Annotated in this window: 24 protein-coding genes and 1 pseudogene; 17 read left to right on the forward strand and 8 right to left on the reverse strand. The window is 72.3% G+C overall.

The genetic code is table 11. The features are described 5' to 3' along the window. Positions 1 to 102 precede the first annotated feature (102 nt). Entirely contained in the window at positions 103 to 2,286 is a 2,184-nt protein-coding gene (locus ACIP4Y_RS22190; RefSeq protein ID WP_401396064.1) for an MMPL family transporter, read from the forward strand. A 175-nt stretch (positions 2,287 to 2,461) separates the two neighbouring features. Here the strand turns inward: ACIP4Y_RS22190 and ACIP4Y_RS22195 are convergent, their stop codons facing one another. Further along, on the reverse strand, positions 2,462 to 2,860 hold the full coding sequence (locus tag ACIP4Y_RS22195) for an ACT domain-containing protein (RefSeq protein WP_401396066.1): 399 nt from the start codon (positions 2,858 to 2,860) through the stop codon (positions 2,462 to 2,464). Positions 2,861 to 3,180: 320 nt separating this feature from the next. Here ACIP4Y_RS22195 and ACIP4Y_RS22200 point away from each other — a divergent pair, with 320 nt between their 5' ends. From ACIP4Y_RS22200 to ACIP4Y_RS22230, 7 genes are all read left to right on the forward strand, one after another. Beyond that, the gene (locus ACIP4Y_RS22200; protein WP_401396069.1) at positions 3,181 to 3,903 is read left to right on the forward strand and encodes an FAD binding domain-containing protein; all 723 of its coding nucleotides are present in this window, start codon (positions 3,181 to 3,183) and stop codon (positions 3,901 to 3,903) included. Between the two features lie 112 nt (positions 3,904 to 4,015). Continuing rightward, positions 4,016 to 5,452 (forward strand): MFS transporter, encoded by a 1,437-nt coding sequence (locus ACIP4Y_RS22205; protein WP_401396072.1) that lies wholly within the window; start codon positions 4,016 to 4,018, stop codon positions 5,450 to 5,452. A gap of 50 nt (positions 5,453 to 5,502) precedes the next feature. After that, positions 5,503 to 5,964, forward strand: coding sequence for an AAA family ATPase (locus ACIP4Y_RS22210; RefSeq protein ID WP_401396075.1), 462 nt, complete (start codon positions 5,503 to 5,505; stop codon positions 5,962 to 5,964). 186 nt (positions 5,965 to 6,150) lie between these two features. Beyond that, complete coding sequence (locus ACIP4Y_RS22215; RefSeq protein WP_401396174.1) at positions 6,151 to 7,020, forward strand: MBL fold metallo-hydrolase; 870 nt, start codon at positions 6,151 to 6,153, stop codon at positions 7,018 to 7,020. A 289-nt stretch (positions 7,021 to 7,309) separates the two neighbouring features. Continuing rightward, complete coding sequence (locus ACIP4Y_RS22220) at positions 7,310 to 7,567, forward strand: DUF6400 family protein (protein ID WP_401396078.1); 258 nt, start codon at positions 7,310 to 7,312, stop codon at positions 7,565 to 7,567. Next, positions 7,554 to 7,811, forward strand: a complete 258-nt coding sequence (locus ACIP4Y_RS22225; protein WP_401396081.1) for a hypothetical protein — start codon at positions 7,554 to 7,556, stop codon at positions 7,809 to 7,811. Before ACIP4Y_RS22220 ends, ACIP4Y_RS22225 begins: the two co-directional genes overlap by 14 nt. Before the next feature lie 112 nt (positions 7,812 to 7,923). Next, on the forward strand, positions 7,924 to 8,463 hold the full coding sequence (locus tag ACIP4Y_RS22230; RefSeq protein WP_401396084.1) for a hypothetical protein: 540 nt from the start codon (positions 7,924 to 7,926) through the stop codon (positions 8,461 to 8,463). A 211-nt stretch (positions 8,464 to 8,674) separates the two neighbouring features. On the opposite strand, the gene ACIP4Y_RS22235 is transcribed toward ACIP4Y_RS22230, so the two are convergent. Together ACIP4Y_RS22235 and ACIP4Y_RS22240 are read right to left on the reverse strand one after the other, a co-directional pair. Then, positions 8,675 to 9,250, reverse strand: a complete 576-nt coding sequence (locus ACIP4Y_RS22235; protein ID WP_401396087.1) for a Dps family protein — start codon at positions 9,248 to 9,250, stop codon at positions 8,675 to 8,677. 112 nt (positions 9,251 to 9,362) lie between these two features. After that, on the reverse strand, positions 9,363 to 9,806 hold the full coding sequence (locus ACIP4Y_RS22240; RefSeq protein ID WP_401396089.1) for an SsgA family sporulation/cell division regulator: 444 nt from the start codon (positions 9,804 to 9,806) through the stop codon (positions 9,363 to 9,365). A 211-nt stretch (positions 9,807 to 10,017) separates the two neighbouring features. Here ACIP4Y_RS22240 and ACIP4Y_RS22245 point away from each other — a divergent pair, with 211 nt between their 5' ends. The 4 genes from ACIP4Y_RS22245 to ACIP4Y_RS22260 all read left to right on the forward strand — a co-directional run bounded on the left by ACIP4Y_RS22245 (position 10,018) and on the right by ACIP4Y_RS22260 (position 12,222). Beyond that, positions 10,018 to 11,010 (forward strand): pirin family protein, encoded by a 993-nt coding sequence (locus ACIP4Y_RS22245; protein ID WP_401396092.1) that lies wholly within the window; start codon positions 10,018 to 10,020, stop codon positions 11,008 to 11,010. Between the two features lie 20 nt (positions 11,011 to 11,030). After that, on the forward strand, positions 11,031 to 11,369 hold the full coding sequence (locus tag ACIP4Y_RS22250) for a GNAT family N-acetyltransferase (protein ID WP_401396095.1): 339 nt from the start codon (positions 11,031 to 11,033) through the stop codon (positions 11,367 to 11,369). Positions 11,370 to 11,644: 275 nt separating this feature from the next. After that, complete coding sequence (locus ACIP4Y_RS22255) at positions 11,645 to 11,992, forward strand: hypothetical protein (RefSeq protein WP_401396098.1); 348 nt, start codon at positions 11,645 to 11,647, stop codon at positions 11,990 to 11,992. A gap of 32 nt (positions 11,993 to 12,024) precedes the next feature. After that, positions 12,025 to 12,222 carry a hypothetical protein gene (locus ACIP4Y_RS22260; RefSeq protein WP_401396183.1) on the forward strand — a complete coding sequence of 66 codons (198 nt, stop codon included), beginning with the start codon at positions 12,025 to 12,027 and terminating at the stop codon, positions 12,220 to 12,222. A 66-nt stretch (positions 12,223 to 12,288) separates the two neighbouring features. Here ACIP4Y_RS22260 and ACIP4Y_RS22265 read toward each other — a convergent pair whose 3' ends face one another. The 4 genes from ACIP4Y_RS22265 to ACIP4Y_RS22280 form a co-directional block, all read right to left on the reverse strand. After that, positions 12,289 to 13,026, reverse strand: coding sequence for a YoaK family protein (locus ACIP4Y_RS22265; RefSeq protein WP_401396101.1), 738 nt, complete (start codon positions 13,024 to 13,026; stop codon positions 12,289 to 12,291). Next, positions 13,007 to 13,531 carry a DoxX family protein gene (locus ACIP4Y_RS22270; protein WP_401396104.1) on the reverse strand — a complete coding sequence of 175 codons (525 nt, stop codon included), beginning with the start codon at positions 13,529 to 13,531 and terminating at the stop codon, positions 13,007 to 13,009. Before ACIP4Y_RS22270 ends, ACIP4Y_RS22265 begins: the two co-directional genes overlap by 20 nt. A 53-nt stretch (positions 13,532 to 13,584) precedes the next feature. Beyond that, positions 13,585 to 14,247 carry a hydrolase gene (locus ACIP4Y_RS22275; RefSeq protein ID WP_401396107.1) on the reverse strand — a complete coding sequence of 221 codons (663 nt, stop codon included), beginning with the start codon at positions 14,245 to 14,247 and terminating at the stop codon, positions 13,585 to 13,587. A gap of 91 nt (positions 14,248 to 14,338) precedes the next feature. Continuing rightward, entirely contained in the window at positions 14,339 to 16,207 is a 1,869-nt protein-coding gene (locus tag ACIP4Y_RS22280; protein WP_401396177.1) for an amidohydrolase, read from the reverse strand. Between the two features lie 405 nt (positions 16,208 to 16,612). On the opposite strand from ACIP4Y_RS22280, the gene ACIP4Y_RS22285 reads away from it, so the two are divergent. The 5 genes from ACIP4Y_RS22285 to ACIP4Y_RS22305 all read left to right on the forward strand — a co-directional run bounded on the left by ACIP4Y_RS22285 (position 16,613) and on the right by ACIP4Y_RS22305 (position 21,386). Beyond that, a complete protein-coding gene (locus ACIP4Y_RS22285) occupies positions 16,613 to 17,584 on the forward strand; it encodes an alpha/beta hydrolase (RefSeq protein WP_401396110.1) in 972 nt (323 codons plus the stop codon). Positions 17,585 to 17,604: 20 nt separating this feature from the next. Next, the gene (locus ACIP4Y_RS22290; RefSeq protein ID WP_401396112.1) at positions 17,605 to 18,324 is read left to right on the forward strand and encodes an alpha/beta fold hydrolase; all 720 of its coding nucleotides are present in this window, start codon (positions 17,605 to 17,607) and stop codon (positions 18,322 to 18,324) included. Between the two features lie 349 nt (positions 18,325 to 18,673). Next, entirely contained in the window at positions 18,674 to 19,786 is a 1,113-nt protein-coding gene (locus ACIP4Y_RS22295; RefSeq protein ID WP_401396115.1) for a Gfo/Idh/MocA family protein, read from the forward strand. Beyond that, the gene (locus ACIP4Y_RS22300) at positions 19,783 to 20,712 is read left to right on the forward strand and encodes a PmoA family protein (protein WP_401396117.1); all 930 of its coding nucleotides are present in this window, start codon (positions 19,783 to 19,785) and stop codon (positions 20,710 to 20,712) included. Before ACIP4Y_RS22295 ends, ACIP4Y_RS22300 begins: the two co-directional genes overlap by 4 nt. Further along, on the forward strand, positions 20,709 to 21,386 hold the full coding sequence (locus ACIP4Y_RS22305; RefSeq protein WP_401396180.1) for a cupin domain-containing protein: 678 nt from the start codon (positions 20,709 to 20,711) through the stop codon (positions 21,384 to 21,386). The genes ACIP4Y_RS22300 and ACIP4Y_RS22305 overlap by 4 nt, the downstream gene beginning before the upstream one ends. A gap of 228 nt (positions 21,387 to 21,614) precedes the next feature. Here ACIP4Y_RS22305 and ACIP4Y_RS22310 read toward each other — a convergent pair. After that, a pseudogene (locus tag ACIP4Y_RS22310) lies at positions 21,615 to 21,704 on the reverse strand (chitinase); the annotation flags it as partial.

Consider the following 21,704-nt stretch of genomic DNA (forward strand, 5'->3'; position numbering starts at 1 on the left):
CAACCATGCGACCGGCCCGTTGGATCCGGGCCGGTCGGGTCGCCGATGCCAGGGACCGCTCCCCGGGCTGCGGTGATCTTCCTTCCCAGGAGGACCCTCCGCATGTTCCGACGAATAGGCAACGCCGTCGTCCGTCATCCCATTTGGACGATAGTGGCGTGGCTGATCGCCGCGGTGGCGATTGTCGCCACCGCCCCGAGCCTGCCCTCGAACAGTGACGAGAGCAGTTTTCTGCCCAAGAGTTACGAGTCCATCAAAGCGGCGGACCTGCAGCAGAAGGCGTTCCCCAGCGCCTTCACTCCGTCCGCCATCGCGCTCTACCAGCGCACCGACGGCGGCAAGCTCACCGCCGCCGACCAGAAGGACGTCGCCCGGATCACCACCGAACTGGGCAACAAGCACATCGACCAGGTGCAGAAGGTCGTCCCCGGCCAGCCGTCCAAGGACGGCAGGTATGCCCTGACCCTGGTGCAGATGGACAGCAAGAACGCCGGTCAGCCCAAACAGGCCGACGCGGCGAAGGAGTTGCGTGACGAGGCCAAGAAACTGGCCAAGGGCACGCATCTCGACGTCAAGCTCGGCGGCTCCGCCGCGCAGGCGCTCGACCAGCAGGACTCGTCCAAGCGCGGCGAGGCGTTGATCGGCATCGGGACCTTCGTCATCATCCTGGTGACGCTGCTGATCATTTTCCGGGCACCGATCCTCGCCATTTTGCCCCTGATACTGATCGGTCTGGTGTCCGCCGTCGCCAACGGGCTGATCGCCTACGCCACCAAGCTGTTCAACCTCGAGGCCAACAGCTCGATCTCCTCCATCCTGATCGTCGTGCTCTTCGGCGTGGGCACGGACTACTTCCTGTTCCTGATATTCCGCTATCGCGAGCGTCTGCGCGCCGGTGACGAACCCAAGCTGGCCATGATCAACGCGGTGGGCCGGGTCGGCGAGGCCATCGCCTCGGCGGCGGGCGCGGTCATCATCGCGTTCCTCGCCCTGGTGCTGTCCACGCTGGGCTTCCTGAAGCAGATGGGCCCGGCGCTCGCCATCGCGGTCGGCGCCACCCTGGTCGCGGGCCTCACCCTGATCCCCGCCGTGGTCTCGCTCATCGGACCGAAGGTCTTCTGGCCTTCGAAGTCCTGGCAGAAGGAACCGCAGAACGCCCGCTTCGCCGCCCTCGGCCGGGGCGTCCAGCGCCGCCCGGCGCTGACCGCCGTCGCGTCCGGACTCGTCCTGCTCGCCCTGTCGACCGGCATCCTCGGCTACAAGGCCACCTTCGACCTGGCGTCCGGCTCCATGCCCAAGACCAAGGAGTCGATGGTCGTCCAGGACGAGATGCAGAAGGCGTACTCGGCGGGCGCCGCTGCACCCACCGACGTCTACCTGTCCAGCACCGACGGCAAGCCGCTGGAGCGGACCGCCTTCGACGCCTACGCGCAGAAGCTCGGCGCCGTGGACGGCGTGGCGAACGCCCGAATGACCCAGCTGAACAAGGACGGCACCACCGCGGACTTCACCGTCACGCTCAAGTACGAGGCGTCGACGGACAAGGCGATCGACGCCGTGGGCCGGGTCCGCGACGTCGCGCACTCCGCGGCGCCCGACGGCACCGAGGCCCTGGTCGGCGGCATGTCCTCGATCTACAAGGACATCGACGCGGCGGTCAACCACGACTACCGGACGGTCTTCCCCGTCGCCGCCCTCCTCATCATGGTCATCCTGGGCCTGCTGCTGCGCAGTGTGGTCGCCCCCTGGTACCTCATCGCCTCCGTGGGCCTCGGCTTCGGCGCCACCCTCGGTGCCACCGTGTGGATCTTCCAGGAGGGACAGGGTCACTCGGGCCTGATGTTCATGCTGCCGGTGATCATGTATCTCTTCGTGGTCGCGATCGGCACCGACTACAACATCCTCATGATCGCCCGGCTGCGGGAGGAGGCCCGCGAGGGCCGGGAGCCGCGTGAGGCGGCCGGCATGGCGCTCCGGCACGCCGGGCCGACCGTGGCCGCGGCGGGCTTCATCCTGGCGGCGACCTTCGCCACGATGATGCTCGCGGGCAACTCGCTGCTCTCGGAGATGGGCTTCGCGGTCTCCTTCGGCATCGCGGTGGCCGCCTTCATCATGGCGATGTTCTTCACGCCGAGCCTCACGGCCCTGATCGGCCACGCGGCCTGGTGGCCGGGCCACGGGGACCGGGCGGAGGTGCCGGCCGCCGGCACCGGAGGCTCCGGCCCCGTCCGGGGTGACGAGGAGCGGGACGGCACCGCCCACGATCCCGCCGGGCGCCGCGGCTAGGGCCTTTCTTATCAGGCCGGCTCCGACCGACCGCACCACCCGGCCGACCAGGCCCCGCGACACCGGCAAGAGCCGGAAGCGAGGCCCTGGCGGCACACGGTGTGACCGATGAGTCCTGCCGGGCCCCGCGGCCCGGCAGGACTTTTTCCTGCCCGCGACCGAGTGCCCGTACAGCTCAGCGGTCGGCGTCCGCCAGCCCGCGCAGGACCTCCACCGCCTGCTCGGCCTGCCCGTACGGCACGAAGAGGTGGTCGTGGTGGAAGCCCGCGACGACGTTGCAGCTCAGGCCCGCGTCGGCGAGAGCCCGGGCGACCGCGGCGGTCAGACCGACCGCGTGCAGCGCGGAGTGGACGCGCAGGGTGATCCACCCGGCCACATAGTCGTACGCCATCCCGGCCGCGTCCGCGTCCGCCTGCGGCACCACGAGGGTCAGGCCCTCCCGCTCGGCGACCGTGACCACCGGAGCAACCCCGGAGGGCACGCCGCCCTCGGCCATGGTGAAGACATAGCGGCCCGGGTTCAGCTCCGGCCGCATGTCGCTCAGCAGTGTGCGCAGATCAGTGTCACCGGTCACAACACCCACCCTAAGGGCCGTCAGGCCGGTCGGCCGCTCAGGCGTCCTCCGGGCGGGCGGCCGGACCCTGCGCCGTGGCCGGCCGGACGGCGACCGACCTCGAACAGCACACCGGGCAGGGCGTGCGTACGCGAGGCAACAGCCGCTTTCCCCTTCCCCAACTCCCGGACAGCGCCAGGCACCCCGGCCGTGGAGCGCGCGGCGCATGCTCGTGTGAGCCCTGTATGCGCCCCCTGCCCTGCGACAAGACTGCGCTGTCGGCGGGCGGCGGCCGCCACCGTCCGCCCGTCGTCCGAGCCGAGAAAGGCAGGTGGCCCGCCGTGCTGTTGCGTCTGCCCACGTCCGTGTCGGAAGCCCGGGAATGCCTGGCCGAGGGGGCCGTACCGATCGGCGGGGCGACGCTCGTGTGGGCCACCTGGCAGCGGGACGGGTTCCCCGAACTGGCCTTCTCGCTCCGCGAGTTGCCGGAGGCCAACGTTCTGGGCCCGGAGACCGTGGGCGGTGCCGTGCTCCTGCACCGGATCGACGCCACCGTGCCGGACGTCCTGCGGCTGGCCGCCGGCACCGTCGGCACCGGTGCGGTGCGGCGGACGGCGACCGTCGGTGGCAACATCGTCGGCAGTTCGCTGCGCTGCCTGCTGCCCGCCGCACTCGTCCTGGACGCCCGGGCGACCGTCCTGGAACCCGACGGCGTCCGCGAGGCGGACCTGGCCGAGGTGGTCGCCAAGCGTCCCGTCCTGCTCAGCCTGCGCTGGCGCCCGCCGATCGCCTCCGCGTACCGCAAGCTGCCGGGCGAGGCGGGCGGAGCGCCGCCCCTCGTCGTGGCCTCGGCCCTGCACGCCGGGCACGGGACTCCCGACCGCCTGCGCGTCGCCGTACGGGACGGCTACGACGTCCTCAGCGGCACCACCCCGTGCGAGCCCGGCGCCGAAGCGACCCTCGACGCGTTGCGCGGCACCGCTCTCGGTGAACTGCCCGCCACCACGTGGGACTTCGTCCGGCCCCAGGTCATCGGCCTCCTGGGAAGCCGCGGCACGCACTGAGGAGACGGCCGGTCCGCCGGTCGTTTGCGGTCTCGGCAAAGATGCTGGCCGGTCAGCGCCGTCCTGCCCGAGCCTGGCCCGGTACACGACCCGCGTACCGGAGAGGCGGACGATGACCGTGCCGACGATGTCCCTGGCCCAACCCCCTGCGCTGAGCAGACGCAGACGCTGGACGGTGCTGGCCGTCTGCTGTCTGAGCATGTTCCTGGTCGGTCTGGACACCACCATCGTGAACGTGGGCCTGCCCGCGATCGGGCGCGGCCTGGACGTGGGGACACGCGGCCTCGAATGGACCGTGGACGCCTACACCATCGTCCTGGCCGGTCTGCTGATCTCCTCCGGCGCGCTGGCGGACCGGTTCGGGCGGCGGCGGGTGTTCCAGTGGGGGCTGACCGTCTTCGGGGTGGCCTCGCTGGCCTGCGCGCTGGCCCCGTCGGTGGGCGCACTGGTCGCGGCCCGCGCGGTGCAGGGAATCGGCGCCTCCATGCTCAGCCCCGTCGCCCTCGCGATCGTGGTGAACGCGATGCCGGACCCGCGGGAGCGGGCGCAGGCGATCGGCGTGTGGGCCTCGGTGTTCGGGCTCAGCATGGCGGCGGGCCCGGTCACCGGCGGCGCCCTCGTCGCGGGCCTCGGCTGGCGGTCGCTGTTCTGGATCAACGCACCGGTCATCGTGGCCGCCCTCGTGCTGAGCGCGGTGTTCGTGCCCGAGTCCCGGGCCCGGCAGGCGCGGCGGCCCGACGTTCCGGGGCAGCTGCTGCTGACCGTCACGATCGGCGTGTGGGTCGGCGTCCTCATCGAAGGGCCGCGTATCGGCTGGGCGTCGGTCGCAGCGCTGGCCGCCTACGCGGTCGCCACCGCGGCCACGGCGGGGTTCGTGTGGCTGGAGCTGCGCCGGGACGAGCCGCTCATCGACCCCCGGCTTTTCCGCGGCCCGGTGTTCAGCGGCGCGGTCCTGGGTGCGGTGGCCGTGTTCGTCGCCCTGAACGCGGCGCTGCTGCTGAACACCCTCTACTTGCAGCACGCTCGGGGATTCAGTCCGCTGGCCGCCGGGACGGCGACCCTGCCGATGGCGGTCGGTGCGACCGTCTGCGCCCCGTGGTCCGGCCGCCTGGTCGGCCGTAGCGGCCCTCGACTGCCGCTGTGCCTGGCGGGCGGCTTCCTCACCGCCGGCGGGCTGTGCCTGGCCGGGCTCGACGGGGACACGAGCCTCTCGCTGCTGCTGTTCGCCTACCTGCTCATCGGGATCGGGTTCGGCTTCGCCAACGCGCCGATCACCAACACCGCGGTCGGCGGGCTGCCGCCCGCCAGGGCCGGCGTGGCGGGCGCGATCACGTCCACCGCACGCCAGGTCGGCGCCGCCCTCGGCATCGCCCTCGCCGGCGGCCTGGTCGCGGACACCGGTCCGGCCGGGCTCGCCCACGCCTCCCGCCCGGGCTGGCTCCTGGTGGCCGGCTGTGGACTCGTCGTGCTCCTCGTGGCCCGCACGGCAGGGCGCACGCCCCGGGCGCGGGTCTCCGGTACGGCGTCGTCCGTGGCGCGGGCACGCTGAGCGGTCGGGGGTGTTCGCCGGGCCGCCGGGGGCGTGCCATCGTGGCGGGTATGGCGACAGCACCGGACGTGGCGGTGCTGGTCGGGCTACAGGCCTCGGGGAAGACCTCCTTCTACGCGCAGTGCCTGTCCGACCGGTACGAGCTGGTCAGCAAGGACCTGTTCCCGCGCGGTGCCCGGAACAAGCAGCGCCGGCAGATGCGGCTGCTGGCGGAGCACCTGGCGGCCGGCCGGGCCGTGGCCGTGGACAACATCAACCCGTCGCCTCAGGAGTGGGGCCCGCTGGTGGAGGCGGCCCACGCCCGGGGCGCGACCGTGACGGCCTACTGGTTCCCGCCCGACGCGGCGGGTTCCCTCGGGCGCAACGCCGGGCGCGAGGGCCGCGACCGGGTTCCCGACGTCGGCGTCCTCGCCACGCTGAAGCGGCTGCGCAGGCCGACGGCGGCGGACGGGTTCGACGCGGTGCACGAGGTGCGGTTCGACGGGCGGGGCGGTTTCGAGGTACGGCCCTGAACCGCCGGCCCGGGAGACCGGGTTTCCCGGATTCGGCTGCTTTGTTCCCCGCGCGGAATCCCCTGGTGAGAGTGGACCGGCGCCGGAAACACAAGGTCAGCGGGGCCTACCGATTCGACGGCCGACGGGATACCCCTGGAAGGACGGCCTCCGCCGAGGCCGCTTCCCCGTGGAAGGAGTCCGGCCCTGGACGGATGGTACGTGGACGACCGCTGCACGAACTGCGATGTGGCCCGGCAGTTCGCACCCGAGCTGATCGGCGAGGCCGAGGGGAAGTCGCGCATCCTGCGCCCGCCGGCCGACGAGGCGGAGAACCGGCGCTTACACGCGGCCGTCTTCGCGTGCCCCACCCGCTCGATCCGGCCGGTGACCGGCCGCGCGGACCAGTCGCTGGACCCGTTCCCGATGCCCCTGGACGACGGCGTACTGATCTGCGGGCACAACTCGCCCCACACCGCCGGCGCCAACTCCTACCTGCTCCTGCGGCCCTCCGGCACCAGCATGATGTTCGACACGCCCCGCTGGAGCCGTACCCTGGCCGAGCGCTACACGGCCTCGGGCCCCGTCACCGACGTGCTGCTCACCCACCGCGACCACGCCGCACACGGCCGCCGCTACGCCGACCACTTCGGCGCCCGGCTGTGGATCCACGAGGGCGACCTCGACGCCGCCCCGGACGCCGACCAGGTGATCCGCGGGCTCGAACCGCTGGAGATCGCCGAGGGTGTCACCGTCCACCCCCTCCCCGGACACACCCGGGGCAGCGTCCTCTACCTCGCCGACGACCGGTACTGCTTCAGCGGCGACAGCTTCTACTGGTCGCGTACGACCGGTGACCTGGAAGTCGCCGAGAGCGTGACCTGGTACTCCATCGAGGAACTGGCCGCGTCCCTGGCCAGGACGGCCGGGCGGCTGCGGTTCGAGTGGGTCCTGCCGGGCCACGGAGACCGGCGCCGCCTGCCGGCCGACGAGATGTCCCGGCGGCTGCATGCCCTGACGGACCGCACCCGCCTGCTGCGCCCGCGCCCGATCGACTTCACAGGGCTCCGCTGGTGAGCGCCCGCCGGGCCGTTCGCTGACGGACAACACCCGGGGCGCTGTCGGGAACACCGCCCCCGCGTCCGTAGAGGGTGCCCCGGGTTCCGGGTTCCGGTGCTGTTGCCTGCGGCGCCATGATCTCCGCCCTTCGCAAGTGCGCTTTCCGGACACACCCTGCCAGCGTGGCGTGGCCGCCACATCACGTGAATCCGTGAGACCAGGGGTAGGGGGAGGAGGCTGCCGGGCTCGGTGTGATGTGTCCCACGGGCCCTTGGCGTGGCCGAAAACTGTACCTAAGTTCGGTCATATGTCCACCCAAGACGCCGCACTTCCTCCCGAGCCCGTCGACTTCGCCGTAGACCTCACCGGCCATGAAATGACCCGGCGGACCCACGTCATGGCCGCGCTCGGCGCCGACTGGGACCCCGTCGAGGCGCTGCGTGGCGAGGAGGAGGCGTACGACATGCTGTACTCGGGCCTCGACGAGGAACAGCAGCGGCTGTACGACACCCTCGTCGAAGCGGGGGTCCTCCCGGTGCGTGGGAGCGGCAGTGCTGCCGCTTGACCCGCAGGCGGACATCGGGCGCCGCGCCTGGGTGACCTGCCCGAACTGCGAGGACCACCTCGCCTGCGCCACCTGCCGGCAGGGCCGCAGGTGCACGGACCACTGGCGCTACCTGCTCTCCAACACCGGCAGCCTCCTCCACCTGCAGTGCCCCTCGTGCACCCACATCTGGGACCACGAGACGGGCTTCGGCGCCACCCGCACCCGCTGGACCCGCACGATCAGCGGCCGGGAGCCGGAATGACGTCCCGCGTGCGCGCCGAGGCCGTCCGCCGCGGTGCGCCGTGCGCGTGTGCCGGGTCCGACGTGCCGGTGCGGTGATTGCGTCCGCGCGGGGCGCTGGCCACCGTTGACGGGTGATTCTCGTTCCGGGCTGGCTGTGGCAGCGGGGGACGGTGGGCCGGGGCGTGGGCGCCGGCCTCGCCACGGGCGTCTTCTTCGGTGCCTTCGTCCTCGTCGAGTCGGGGGCATGGGCGGGCGCCATGGTCGTCCTCGTGGTGCTCGGCCTGTTCTACGGGATCCGCGTGCCACGCCGCATGAGCCGGCTCTGGCCCGAGGCCGAGGACCTGAGCCGGGCCGACCGGGCGGCGGTGGTACGCGCCACCCGGCGGGGCGAGCCGCCCGCCGATCCCGGGCTGGCCCCCTCGGTCGTGGCGTACGCCGACGCCCTGCGGCGGGCCGCGGAGGAGGACCGGCTGCGCCGCTGGGTCGTCCTGGTCGTCACCCTGCTCGTGATCGCCCTCGCCGGGTACGACACCCTGACCGGGACCACCGGCGAGATGATCTCCTCGTGGCTGGTGGTCGCCCTCTGCCTGGCCGACCTCGTGTGGTGGCCCCGCAGACGAGCCCGCCTGCTGGACCGGGCCGGCCGGGCGGTGGCGTCGGCCCGTCCGTGACGGCAGGCCGACGTCCTGATGCTGCGGCGCGATCACCGGCGAGGGGCACTCCAGTACAGCTGGGCCGGCAGCAGGTACAGAGGGTTTCCCGGTGCCGAGGTGCACCGGTGACGGGATGGCGGGCGGGCGGGGGCGCGGACGCACCCGGCGGGATCGCGGTCACGCGCGCCCCCGCCCCCGCCCGGTCCGCCTTCGGCGGCCCCCGCCCGGTTCAGGAGCGGACGAGCGGGGTGTCCACCAGGTGTTCGGCCAGGAACCAGGCCTGCAGCTCGCCGGTGCGGATGATCTGTGAGACCAGCAGGTCGTTGGTGCCGTCGTCACCCAGCTCGGCGACGCGCGCGGCCGCGTCGTGGGCCTCGGTCAGGATGGTCTCGTGGGCCTCCAGCAGTCGCGAGAGCATCGCCGGGACCTCCTCGGCACCGTCCGGCGGGCGCGGGATCGAGGTGATCTCGGCGACGTGCCGGGAGTCGCCCACCGCGACGCCGCCCAGGGTCTGGACGCGCTCGGCGAGGGTGTCCACGAGTTCCAGCTGCTCGCCGGCGTGCTTGTCCAGGAGCAGGTGCAGCTGGTAGAAGGTCGCGCCCCGCATGATCCAGTGGTGCTTCTTGTACAGGCCGTGGAGGATCTGGGTGTCCGCCAGCACCTTGTTCAGGCGCTGGCTGGAGTACATGCGCGCCTCGTAGGACAGGGCGAGCGGGAACTGCTTGACGGTTCCGAACTCCTGGATGACCTCACCCTTCTGGTGCAGCCACGGCTGGCTGCTCGGGGGCTTGGTGCTGGTGGTCATGGGGTGCCTCCTGCGGATGGCGTGCTGTGTACGCGGTCGACGCTAGGGGCGGAAACAGGGGGCGGGTTGCCCGGGAGCGCACGTACGGGTGCTCGTCAGCGCACCGGGCGGGTCACTCGCTGCCGGCCGTCAACTGCTCGACGACGCGGTCCAGATCGATGTGGCGGTGCTCCGTGCCCGGCGGCACCAGCGCATCGGCGCGCCGCAGAAACGCGGTGACGGCGGCGCCGGCGACCTCCAGGACCGCCGCCCCGGCACGGGTCCTGAGCAGGATGCGGATCGCGTCGGAACGGGGCCGGAGCCTCGGGAACACCACGACGTCCCCCGACCCGCTGGGCCGGCGCAGCCCCTGGGCGAGGAGCGACCGGGCGAACACCCAGTCGACGGAGGGGGCGGTGGGCGCGCCGAGGGACAGGCACACGGCGTAAGGGTCGGCCGCCGAGTACCGCAGCTCGGCGGGGAGCGGCACCGGCGGATCGTCGGCCACGGTGACGTGGACGCTCGTCCTGCATACGATCGGATCTTCGTCCGCGGCCTCGGCGGGCTCGTGTGTCATGCCGTCCCCCTGTCTGCGTCGGTTCGGTTCGGTTGTTTCGGTCCGTCCTGGGGCGGGCCGAGGTGCTGACGACCGTAGGGAGGGTCCGGGGGAGTGGCTTGCCGAGGAGCGCACGGGTTGTAGCCCGTAGACGAATCGGCATGGCGCCCGGGCCCGTCCGGCCGCATGATGGTTGAATATAGAACAACTAGCGGTCGAGAGGTGGTCCACGATGAGCAATGTCGAGACGGAGCCCGTCGAAGTGCGCTGCGGTACGGCGGCGGCGGAGGAGGAGCCGGCGGCCGGGACGCCCCGGGTCGACGTCCTGACCCCGCGCGATGTGCCCCTCGGTGGCCCCCGGGCGATGACCGTGCGGCGCACGCTGCCGCAGCGCGCCCGGACCCTGATCGGCGCCTGGTGCTTCGCCGACCACTACGGCCCCGACGACGTCGCCGCGACCGGCGGCATGGACGTCGCCCCGCACCCGCACACCGGGCTGCAGACCGTGAGCTGGCTCTTCAGCGGCGAGATCGAGCACCGCGACAGCCTCGGCAGCCACGCCTTCGTACGGCCCGGCGAGCTGAACCTCATGACCGGCGGGTCCGGCATCAGCCACTCCGAGGTCTCCACCCCGCGGACCACCGTCCTGCACGGCGTCCAGCTGTGGGTGGCCCTGCCGGAGGGACACCGGGCCGCCCCGCGGGACTTCCAGCACCATGTGCCCGAGCCGGTACGGACCGACGGCGCCGAGATCAGGGTCTTCCTCGGTGCCCTCGCCGGAGCCGCCTCCCCGGTGCCGACCTTCACGCCCCTGCTCGGCGCCGAGATCGTCCTCGAGCCGCACGCGGCCCTCACGCTCGCCGTGGACCCCGGCTTCGAGCACGGCCTGCTGGTCGACCGGGGCGCCGTCCGCCTCGCGGACGTCCACCTGAAGCCCGCCGAGCTGGGCTACGTCCACCCCGGCCCCGGCACGCTGACCCTGACCAACGAGTCGGACGACACCGCACGGGCGGTCCTCCTCGGCGGAACTCCCTTCGAGGAGGAGATCGTCATGTGGTGGAACTTCATCGGCCGCAGCCACGAGGACATTGTCAGGGCCCGCGAGGACTGGCAGAACTCTTCCGATCGCTTCGGCGCCGTCGAAGGATATCCGGGAGCCCGTCTCCCCGCCCCCGTCCTGCCGAATGCGACCCTCACGCCGCGCAGGAATCCACCGCGTCGCTGACGCCGCCAGAAAGGCACCCGATGAGCCAGCCTTCCCCCGTTCCCGTCGTCGAACGCGTGGACGCCAGGAATCGCTACGACATACGCGTCGACGGCGAGCGCGCCGGACTGACCGCCTACCGCGACCGCGGTGAGCAGCGCGTCTTCTACCACACCGAGATCGACGACGCCTTCGCCGGACAGGGCCTCGCCTCCCGGCTGGTCCAGGAGGCCCTCACCGACGTACGCGACTCCGGGAAGCGGATCGTGCCCGTCTGCCCGTACGTGGCCAAGTTCCTCAAGCGGCACGAGGAGTTCGCCGACCTGGTCGACGCCGTGACGCCCGACGTCCTGCAGTGGCTGGACACCGAACTGGGCTGAAGGGAACTCGTCCGCGGTCGGCTCGCGCGCCCCCGTGTTGAAGGCTCAGTCGACCCGGCGTTAATTGACGGCGCAACCTTCGAATTCCACAGGTTGCGTGCAGTGTCCTGAGGTGCGTTCTGGTAGTGGCAGCGGCGGGCGCCAAATAGCACCTGCGAATCGACACCTCGCCATCACCCGAACGGACGCATCCAAATGGCGGTACTCCATCTGGCGACTCTACGGTCGGTTCAGATCTCGGTTCCGAGACAGGTGGCTAGCTAGGGAGGTCAACCATGAACCGACTTCGCGCCCTCGCCATCGCGGCCGCGCCCGCGGCATTGCTGATCGGCCTGGCCATTCCGGCTCCCGCCACACCCGCGTCGAAGGCGCCGACAACGCCGAACGCCGGCTGCTACATGCCGCGGGCCGACCAAGTTCTCACTGCCCACGAAGGCATCAAGCTCGCCAATGCCTGTGCGACTCAGAAGAAGGCCGACCCCTCGTGGCACTGGATGGGCAACTACGGCTCGGTCTACGACGTGGTAAGCGTCGCGAACAGCAGGGGCGTCGGCGCCGGCGGGCTGGTAACGGTACCGAATGCCAGCGGCGGCGGCCTGATCCCCACGTTCATGTACTACTGAACAGGCGGCCAAGAGCGCCAGGGAGCAGACTCGTGCCCATCGTACCCGGGTCCACCATCACCCGGTCCGCGCCGCGTTCCGGGCCTGTGCGGGCGGCGCGTCACCTCACTCCGAACGGCCGCCGCCGCATCCTCGACTCGTTCGTGCACGGCTCCACGGCCAACGCGCTGCCGCAGGCCATCGGCGCGCAGTTCCTCCCCGCCCCTGGGCCACAGGCACGGTGGGGGTGACGGCCGCCGGCCGTCACCCCCACCGTCGTGTCACGTGATCACGGGCGATGTCACCGTGCCCGTTGCTCAGGACGGCGGCCGGGTCCAGGGCGCGTCGCCGGCGGACAGGCGGTGGGTCACCACGGAGGTGAGCGCCAGGAGCAGCAGGCACAGGCCCAGCGTGAGCACCAGATGCCCGTGCAGGACAAGTCCGGCTCCGCCGAGGGCGCCGAGCACCATGGCCAGCACGGACAGGATCCGCCGTCCGGGCCGCGGCGCCGCACCGCCCGCCGGGGTGGAGTCCGCGGCCAGACCGGTGAGCGTGAGCGTCAGCACGGTCGTGGTGAGATCCGGGACCCCGAGGCGCCGGGCGACCGCGTTCTGCAGCCCCATGGCGAGCCCGAGGCACACGATCAGCGTGTACTCGACGGCGGTGGTGACCCGGCCGCCGGTGACCGCCGTGACGATGACGGTGACGGCGACCAGGACCGTCTGGACGGCGGTGGCCGTCGTCAGCAGGCGGCCGCGGTGCCCGCCGAACCGGCTCCCCAGTCCGCCGCCGGCCAGCGCGCCCAGGAGGAACGCCGCCAGCGCGACCACCGAGGCGAGCGCGGACAGGGTCTTGGCGCCGCCCAGCGCGAAGCCGAGGAACACCACGTTGCCGGTCATGTTGGCGACGAAGACGTGTCCCAGCGCCAGATAGCTCACCGCGTCGACCAGACCGGTGACCACCGTCAACGCCAGCATCAGGGGAGGCAACGGCCCGTGCCGGTCCCCCCTGGGCGGTGCCAGCGTACGGACGGCGTCAGTCAACAGGCTGCGCAAGGCTCTTTCCTTCCGGTGCCGTCGGCGCCCGGTGCAGCACCAGGCGGGTCAGCAACCCGCTGACCGGGCCGCTCACGATCGCGGCGAGGGCGACCCACGCCGGCCACGGGGTAACGCCCAGCGCATGGTCCAGGGACCACCGGCCGGGCCCGGTGAGCGCCAGCGCCGCGGAGACGACGACGAGGACCAGCGGGTACTCGTAGCCGTCGTTCTGGACCCAGAGCCCCTTGGGCCACTTGACGGTGCCCGCGACCGTCATCACACCCATGGCGGCCATCGCCGCCAGGGGCGTGAGCAGACCGGCGGTCAGGAACAGGCCGGCCCCGATCTGACTGGCGCCCGCGACGACCGCGGTCAGCCGGCCCCCGCGGAACCCGTCGTGCCGGAACTCCTCGGTTCCGCCTGCCAAGCCGTGGCCCCCGAGCCGGAAGCTCACCTTCTGCACTCCGTGGCCGGCGACGAGGAGTCCCGCCACCACCCGGAGGATCAGCAGTCCCGCGTCCATCTCTTCCTGCCTGTTCCTGCCTCGGTCCTTGATCGCCGTGCCGGGGGAGGGGATCAGCCGGCCGCGTGGCCGCCGATGAACGCCTGGGCGTACACCAGGCCGAGGCCGTAGGCGCCGCCGTGCTCCTTCACGACCTCCGTCACCGGCACGTACGTCTCGCCGCAGGCCCAGTCACGCTGGAGCTCCAGCAGCACCTGCACCCAGGTGACCGGGACGGCACCGCCCTGGATCATGCGCTGGACGGCGTGCTCGTGGGCCTGCGGGCTGACACCGCCGGACGCGTCGGTGACGACGTAGACCTCGTAGCCCTGGGCGAGGGCGGAGAGCACCGGCAGGACGACGCAGACCTCGGTCCACAGACCGGCGATGACGATCTTCTTGCGGCCGGTCGCCTTGACGGCCTCGACGAACGCGGGATCCTCCCAGGCGTTCATCGTGGTGCGGTCGATGATCTTCTGGTCCGGGAACACGTCCGCCAGCTGCGGCAGGATCGGACCGGAGAACGACTCGGCGGCCACGGTGCTCAGCACGACCGGCATGTCGAACACCTTGGCGGCCTTGGCCAGACCGAGGGTGGAGTTGATGATCGCGGTCCGGTCGCCGCTGCCGGTGCCGAAGAACATCTGCGGCTGGTGGTCCACGAACAGGACGGCACAGTTGTCGGGGGTCAGCAGGCCGGGGCTGGGGGACGCGGTGACCTGGGCGATGTCGACCATGAGAGTGCCTTTCCGTCGGTAGTGGCGCGGACGGGCGTCCGCGTCGGGCAACAACCGTCCGGGGGACGGGGGTTGTGGGTGTCCGTCCCGTTCAGAGGACGAAGCAGGGATCGAACGGGGCGTCGGCGGCGCCGGGAGCCGGGCCGCGCCGGGCGCGCCACGCGCGGTGCAGCTCCGACTCCGCGACGGCCTCGCCGAGGGCCTCGGCCTGGCGCACCCCGGCCGGCCGGGACGCCTGGTAACCGCCGAAGTGCGCCACCGGGCTCCAGGCGGGGGAGACGGGCGGCAGTTCCTCGTCGAGCCCCTCGTACTCGCCGGCGGCGTAGACGATCCGGCCACCGGTGACCGTCAGCAGCGACTCGATGTGCGCGATGTCCGGCTCGGGCACGGTGAAGTAGTCCTCCGACAGCACCGCGAGGTCCGCGTAACAGCCCGGCCGCAGAACGCCCTTGACCTGTTCCTCGCCGGTCAGTTCGGCCCCGGCGACGGTGAACATCCGCAGGGCGGTCTGCCGGTCGACCCGGTTGCCGCGCGGGCGGAGCACGGCGTCACCGACCGTGCGTCCGCTCACCAGCCAGTGCAGGGCTATCCAGGGGTTGTAGGTGGAGACCCGGGTGGCGTCCGTGCCGGCGGCCACGGTCAGCCCGCGGTCCAGCATGGCCCGGATCGGCGGGGCGTCCGCGGCTCTGCCCGGGCCGTAGCGGCGCAGGAACGCCTCGCCCTGGAAGGAGAGTCGGTTCTGCACGGACAGGGCACCGCCGAGCGCGGCGACGCGGTCGAGGCTCTCCGCGGACACGGTCTCCGCGTGGTCGAACAGCCACCGGTTCCCCGCCGGGAAGAGCCCCTCGGCGGCGAGCTTCTCGAAGACCGCGAGGTCCCGGCGGATGGTCTCGTCGTACGTGGCGTGCAGCCGGAACCCCCAGCCGTGCTCCATGAGCAGACGCACGGCCTTCGTGAACTCGCCTTCATAGGCGCCGAGTTCGGGGCGCGGCTGGTTGAAGTTCTCGAAGTCCGCGGCCGCCCAGGTGAGGTTCTCGCCCGCACCGTTCAGGCGCAGCCACGCGTCCCCGTCTTCCGGGCGGGCCGTCTCTGTCCAGCGGGTGAGGTCGGCGAGCTCCTGGCCCGCGGTCTGCGGGAAGAGGTGATAGGCGATGCGCAGCGACAACTGACCGGCCGCGGCCAGCTCGATGACGGTGCTGTAGTTCTCCGGGAAGTTCTGGAACCCGCCGGCCGCGTCGATCGCCGAGGTCAGGCCGAACCGGTTGAGTTCGCGCAGGAAGTGCCGGGTCGAGAGCTTCCTGTCCGCCCCCTGCAACACCGGCGCCTTGGCCAGCGTCGAGTAGAGGACGAGGGCGCTGGGCGCGGCCAGCAGCATGCCCGTCGGCTCCCCGCCCCGGCCCCGGACGATCTGGCCGCCCCTGGGGTCGGGCGTGTCCTTGCCGAAGCCGGCGGCCCGCAGCGCCGCCCGGTTCAGGACGGCCGACTGGTACAGGTGCAGGACGAACACCGGGGTGTCCGGGGCGGCGGCGTTCAGTTCGGCGACGGTCGGCAGCCGCCGTTCCGCGAACTGCTCCGCCGACCAGCCTCCCACCACCCGCACCCACTGGCCCTTCGGTGTCCGCGCGGCCTGCTCGCGCAGCATCGCCAGCCCCTGGCGCAGCGTCCGAACGCCGTCCCAGCGCAGCTCCAGTACGTAGTTGAGGCCGCCCCGGATCACATGCAGATGGGCGTCGTTGAGTCCCGGGATCAGCCGTCGGCCGAGCGCGTCCACCACCTTCGTGCCGGGCCCGATGTGCGGGGCCACGTCCCTGTCGTCGCCGACGACCGTGACGACACCGCCGCGGACGGCGAGCGCCTCGGCGTGCGGGCGGACCGGGTCACCCGTGTGGATTCTCGCGTTGCGGACGACGAGCTCCGCGGCATCGTCTACGGCCTGGGGCACCAGCCCGCCGACCGGCATTGCAGACACGTGTGCAGGACCTCCTCCGGGATGACCCTCTTGGGTGAGCCGCTTGGCTGTGCGCCGCGCTCGGACTCGGCGCCTGAGGACGCTGACGAGAAACGGGAACGCGGCGGGGAACAGCGGTGAGGCGCGAGAGCCGGCCGTCGACCGCTGTGCCCTCACGCTAGGTCCGCGGGAGGTCGCTGTGTGTCCCGTCCGTGCACTGGCGCGTTCCCCACAGCGCACCGGCCGCGGCGCGGGGGCCGCCGTGCGCTGTGAGGACGTCAGGCGTGCGCTGGCGGGCAACTACCGGCCCGCCGGCGGTTCTACGGTGGCGGTCAGCGGCGCCGGAGTGCCCAGCACGACGATCCGGGTCGTGGCCGGACCGACCGGCGCCCCCTACGCAATGTCCAGGAGATTCCCATGTCTGATGCCGTAGTGCCGGTGGAGCCGGTGCTGGAACCCGCGGCGGCCGAGTTCGCGGCGGCGACCGCCAACCCGCCCTACCTGTTCGACCTGTCCCCGGCCGAGGGCCGCAAGGCCGTCGACGAGGTGCAGTCCGGCGAGATCGACAAGCCGGCCGTCGACGAGGAGTGGATCACCGTCTCCGGCGGCCCCACCGGCAGCGTCCGCGCCCGGATCGTCAAGCCCGCCGGCGCCACCGGCACCCTCCCCGTCATCCTCTACATCCACGGCGCCGGCTGGGTCTTCGGCAGCGCCCACACCCACGACCGCCTGGTCCGCGAACTCGCCGTCGGCGCCCACGCCGCGGTCGTCTTCCCCGAGTACGACCTCTCCCCCGAGGCCCGCTACCCGGTCGCCATCGAGCAGAACTACACCGTCGCCACGTGGGTGGTGGAACAGGGCGCGGACAAGGCACTGGACGGCTCCCGGCTGGCCGTGGCCGGCGACTCCGTCGGCGGCAACATGACCGCCGCGCTGACCCTGATGGCCAAGGAACGCGGCGGGCCCGCGCTCGTGCAGCAGGTGCTGTTCTACCCGGTCACGGACGCGAACTTCGACACGCCGTCCTACCACCAGTTCGCCACCGGCTACTTCCTGCGCCGCGACGGCATGCAGTGGTTCTGGGACCAGTACACCACCGACCCCGCCGAACGCGCCCGGATCACCGCCTCCCCGCTGCGCGCCACCACCGAGCAGCTCACGGGCCTGCCCCCGGCACTGGTCATCACCGGCGAGGCCGACGTGCTGCGCGACGAGGGCGAGGCCTACGCCAACAAGCTTCGCACCGCCGGTGTCCCGGTCACCGCGGTCCGTTTCCAGGGCATCATCCACGACTTCGTGATGCTCAACGCCCTGCGCGGCACCCACGCCGCCCAGGCCGCCGTCGACCTGGCGGTCCGCACCCTGCACACGGCCCTGCACACCGCCTGACACCGAGGAGAAGCACAGACATGACCACCTCCACTCCCACCGTCGTCCTCATCCACGGCGCCTTCGCCGACGCGGCCAGCTGGTCCGGGGTCATCGAGGAACTGCAGAGCGACGGCATTCCCGTGATCGCCCCGCCGAACCCGCTGCGCGGCCTGGCGGCCGACGCCGCGTACGTCGCCTCCGTCGCCGCCCAGATCGACGGTCCGGTCATCCTGGTCGGGCACTCGTACGGCGGTGCGCTCATCACCGTGGCCGGTACCACGGAGAACGTCGTCGGCCTGGTCTACGTCGCCGCGTACGCCCTCGACAAGGGCGAGAGCCTCGGCGAACTGCAGGGCCGCTTCCCTCTGTCGCCGCTGGTGAGCAACCTCAAGCAGTGGACGTACCCCGTCGCCGGCGGTGATCCTGCCGTCGAGGTCACCATCGCCGAGGACGCCTTCCCGTCGGTCTTCGCCGCCGACGTGCCCGCGGAGGTCACCAAGGTCCTCGCGGCGGCCCAGCGCCCGCTCGCCGCCGCGGCCTTCGAGGAGCCGGCCTCCGCCGCCGCCTGGCAGACCAAGCCGTCCTGGGCCCTGGTTGCCGCCGCGGACAACGCGATCAACCCGGAGGTGGAGCGCTTCGGCGCGAAGCGGGCCGGGGCGACGGTCGTGGAGGTCGAGGGCGCCTCGCACGCCGTGGCCGTCTCCCGGCCGAAGGCCGTCGCCGACCTGATCCGCGAAGCGGTCCGCGCGACGAGCTGACCGGGCCCACGACCGACCGCGCGGATGCCTCCCCCGTAGGGCGTCCGCGCGGTCTCCGCCGTTCCTGCGGGTGTCCGCTGGGCCGGAGGCAGCACCGCCAGATGGCTGTAGGCGTGGGGGGACCGAGCGTTCCCGTGGCGCCGCCCTGCTGATCGGTCGAACCGACGACGCGGCGCCGCCCGCGCCGCCTGGCCGGCGGCCGGGGCCGACCCGCTGAAGACCCCCGGCACCAGCCAATTCCCTTACAGGGGGGTTGTTCTGACAATCCCTCGCCCCTAGGGTCGTCCCGGTACGGGAGCAAGCGCTTTCCATCGCTGCTTCCGACCTGTCGATCTCCGAGGAGCGCCGCATGTCCCTGCCCGCACCCCGCCGGGTCGCCGTGATCGGCACCGGTGCCATCGTCACCGGCAGCCATCTGCCCGCGCTCAGAGCCCATGCCGAGCGGGTCGAACTGGTTGCCGCCGTCGACGTGGACGAGGGCCGGCTGGACGCGTTCCGGCAGCTCGCGGGTGCGCAGGTCGCCGGGTTCACCTCGACGGACGCCATGCTGGACGCCGTACACCCGGACCTGGTGCTGATCGGCACCCCGCCGGCGCTGCACCGGGAGCAGACCGTGGCCGCGCTCAAGGGGGGCGCGTGGGTGCTGTGCGAGAAGCCGCTGTGCCTGTCACCGGCCGAACTCGACGACATCACCGCCGCCGAGGAGGCCTCCGGCGCCTACGCCTCGGTCGTCTTCCAGCACCGCTACGGCTCCGGTGCCGTACACGCCCGCGACCTGATCGCGCGCGGTGAACTGGGCGCCCCGCTGGTGGCGCACTGCCAGACCACCTGGCACCGGGACAGCGCGTACTACTCCCTGCCGTGGCGCGGCCGGTGGGCGACGGAGGGCGGCGGGCCCACGATGGGGCACGGCATCCACCAGTACGACCTGCTGCTGCACCTGCTCGGCGAGTGGGAGGAGATTCGGGCCATGGCGGCCCGGCTGGTCCACGACATCGAGAGCGAGGACGTCTCCACCGCCCTGGTCCGCTTCCGCAACGGCGCGCTCGCCACCGTCGTCAACAGCGTGCTCTCCCCGGACGAGGTCAGCCGCATCCGCATCGACTGCGCCGACGCCACGGTGGAGCTGACCCACCTGTACGGACACGGCAACGACGACTGGGCCTACACCCCGGCACCGCACGTCCGCCCCGAGCGCGCCGCCGCCTGGCGCAGCCCCGCCGAGGACGTCCCCAGTTCGCACACCGCGCAGCTCGGCGCCCTCCTCGACGCCTACGACCGTGGTGTACGGCCCCCCGGCAGCGGCCAGGACGCACGCGCCGCCCTGGAGTTCGCCGCCGCCCTGTACAAGGCGGCGTTCACCGGACAGCCGGTGCGCGCCGGCGAGATCGGCCCCGGCGACCCCTACTACACGGCCATGCACGGCGGACACCCCGACTGGGCCCCGAGGGAGCGCGCATGAGCATCCGCGTCAGCCACGTCCACGGCGAGCACCTCGCGGTCGAGGCGCCGAACGGCACCGAGATCCTCCGTTACGTCTACCGCCCCGACCCGGACCCCTTCGAGTCCCGCAAGCCGTACGCCCACCCCGTGCGCACCCTGGCCGGCCGTACGGTGACCGGATACCGGCCGAGCGATCACCGCTGGCACAAGGGCCTGCAGATGACGGCCAGCCATCTGTCCGGGCAGAACTTCTGGGGAGGCAACTGCTATGTGCACGGACGGGGTTACCTGGCGCTGCCCGACCGGGTCGGCTCCATGCGCCACGACGGCTTCACCGCACTCACCGTCGAGGACGAACGGCTCGCGTTCACCGAAGAGTTGACCTGGGTCGAGAACGGCGGGCAGGAATGGGCCCGCGAGGCGCGCGGGATCACGGTGCACTCGGTCGACGAGGAGGCCGGCTCCTGGGCGCTGGACTGGTCGATCCGGCTCACCAACATCCGTGCCGATCCGCTGGTGTTCGGTTCCCCGACCACCGCGGGCCGGGAGCTGGCCGGGTACACCGGACTGCAGTGGCGCGGGCCGCGCGACTTCACCGGCGGCCGGGTCCTCGCCCCCGGATCCGAGGACAGCGGCGCCGAGGAACTCATGGGCAGTCAAGGGCCGTGGCTGGCCTTCAGCTCCGCGCACGACGAGGTCGACGGGCAATCCACCCTCGTCTTCGCGCACGCGCCGGAGAACCTGGACGGGACGTCCGCGATCCACGAGTCCCACTGGTTCGTGCGCGCCGAACCCATCCCCACCGTCGCCTACTCCTGGGCGTTCTTCGAGGAGTTCACGCTGGAGCCGGGGGAGTCCTTCGGCTACCGCTACCGGATGGTGATCGCCGACGGGGCCTGGGACCGCGACCGGATCGCCGCCCACCTGGGGGGCCTGCCGTGGTGACGGCACCGAAGGGCGCCCTGCCGCACCCGCTGCCCGGAGCCGTCGGCCTGTCCCACCTGAGCGCCTACGACTGGGAGGCCGCCGACGGCGTCTGCGGCGGCAGCCCGCATCTGCACCTGGTGTGCAATGAGGCGTACGTCGTCACGGGCGGCCGGGGCGCGGTGCAGACGCTGGGCTCCGACGGCTACCGGGACATCCCGCTGCAGCCCGGCTCGGTCGCCTGGTTCACACCGGGGACCGTGCACCGCATGGTGCAGGGCGGTGACCTGCGCATCACCGTGCTGATGCAGAACAGCGGCCTGCCCGAGGCCGGGGACGCCGTCTTCACCTTCCCGCCCGAGGTGCTCGCCGACCCGGAGCGGTACGCGGCGGCGGCCACCCTCCCGCCGGGCACCGGCCCGCGGACCGAGGCGGCGGCCCGGCGCCGCAGGGACCTCGCCGTCGAGGGCTACCTCGTCCTGCGCGAGGCCCTGGTCGCCGGGGACGACCGCCCCTACCGGGATTTCCAGCGCGCCGCCGCCCGCCTGATCCGCGCCGAGGTGCCCGCCTGGCGTGAACTGTGGCGCGCGGCCGCCCTCGCCACCGCCGCGACGAGTACGCCCTGCCGGGCACGACCCTGCCGTACCACGCCGGCTGAACCGGCCGGTCCCGGCACCGGTTCCGGCCCCCCATGAGACGTCCGAGGAGAGGAGAGGTGACCTCGGCAACCGGTCGAACCACACCGTGCGCCCGCCGCGCAGGCTGTAGCCGACGAGGAACTGCCCGACGGGGCAGGGGTACTTGGTGTACCCGGACGTCCGGTCGCCGCCGGCCGGGACGTACCGCCCGTCGGCGACGACCGTCTGGCGGGCCTCGCCGGCGCCGGTCGCTCCGCTGTGGAGTCGGGGCTGGCGACAGGGGCGTCAGCAGTACAGGTTGCCGCCCGGGCTGACGCCGAGGATCTGGGTGAACCTCTGGTAGGCGTCGACGCGGCTCTGCACCTGCGCGGGGTT

Origin of the sequence: Streptomyces sp. NPDC088810, assembly GCF_044750305.1 — a bacterium.
GTDB lineage: Bacteria > Actinomycetota > Actinomycetes > Streptomycetales > Streptomycetaceae > Streptomyces.

Bases quoted from the DNA above. Each gene is read 5' to 3' on its own strand.
- ACIP4Y_RS22190 (WP_401396064.1), top strand. From the start codon at position 103: ATGTTCCGACGAATAGGCAACGCCGTCGTCCGTCATCCCATTTGGACG.
- ACIP4Y_RS22275 (WP_401396107.1), bottom strand. From the start codon at position 14,247: ATGGTCGACATCGCCCAGGTCACCGCGTCCCCCAGCCCCGGCCTGCTG.
- ACIP4Y_RS22290 (WP_401396112.1), top strand. From the start codon at position 17,605: ATGACCACCTCCACTCCCACCGTCGTCCTCATCCACGGCGCCTTCGCC.
- ACIP4Y_RS22235 (WP_401396087.1), bottom strand. From the start codon at position 9,250: ATGACCACCAGCACCAAGCCCCCGAGCAGCCAGCCGTGGCTGCACCAG.
- ACIP4Y_RS22270 (WP_401396104.1), bottom strand. From the start codon at position 13,531: ATGGACGCGGGACTGCTGATCCTCCGGGTGGTGGCGGGACTCCTCGTC.
- ACIP4Y_RS22285 (WP_401396110.1), top strand. From the start codon at position 16,613: ATGTCTGATGCCGTAGTGCCGGTGGAGCCGGTGCTGGAACCCGCGGCG.
- ACIP4Y_RS22220 (WP_401396078.1), top strand. From the start codon at position 7,310: ATGTCCACCCAAGACGCCGCACTTCCTCCCGAGCCCGTCGACTTCGCC.
- ACIP4Y_RS22300 (WP_401396117.1), top strand. From the start codon at position 19,783: ATGAGCATCCGCGTCAGCCACGTCCACGGCGAGCACCTCGCGGTCGAG.
- ACIP4Y_RS22205 (WP_401396072.1), top strand. From the start codon at position 4,016: ATGACCGTGCCGACGATGTCCCTGGCCCAACCCCCTGCGCTGAGCAGA.
- ACIP4Y_RS22255 (WP_401396098.1), top strand. From the start codon at position 11,645: ATGAACCGACTTCGCGCCCTCGCCATCGCGGCCGCGCCCGCGGCATTG.
- ACIP4Y_RS22250 (WP_401396095.1), top strand. From the start codon at position 11,031: ATGAGCCAGCCTTCCCCCGTTCCCGTCGTCGAACGCGTGGACGCCAGG.
- ACIP4Y_RS22295 (WP_401396115.1), top strand. From the start codon at position 18,674: ATGTCCCTGCCCGCACCCCGCCGGGTCGCCGTGATCGGCACCGGTGCC.
- ACIP4Y_RS22245 (WP_401396092.1), top strand. From the start codon at position 10,018: ATGAGCAATGTCGAGACGGAGCCCGTCGAAGTGCGCTGCGGTACGGCG.
- ACIP4Y_RS22240 (WP_401396089.1), bottom strand. From the start codon at position 9,806: ATGACACACGAGCCCGCCGAGGCCGCGGACGAAGATCCGATCGTATGC.
- ACIP4Y_RS22280 (WP_401396177.1), bottom strand. From the start codon at position 16,207: ATGCCGGTCGGCGGGCTGGTGCCCCAGGCCGTAGACGATGCCGCGGAG.
- ACIP4Y_RS22210 (WP_401396075.1), top strand. From the start codon at position 5,503: ATGGCGACAGCACCGGACGTGGCGGTGCTGGTCGGGCTACAGGCCTCG.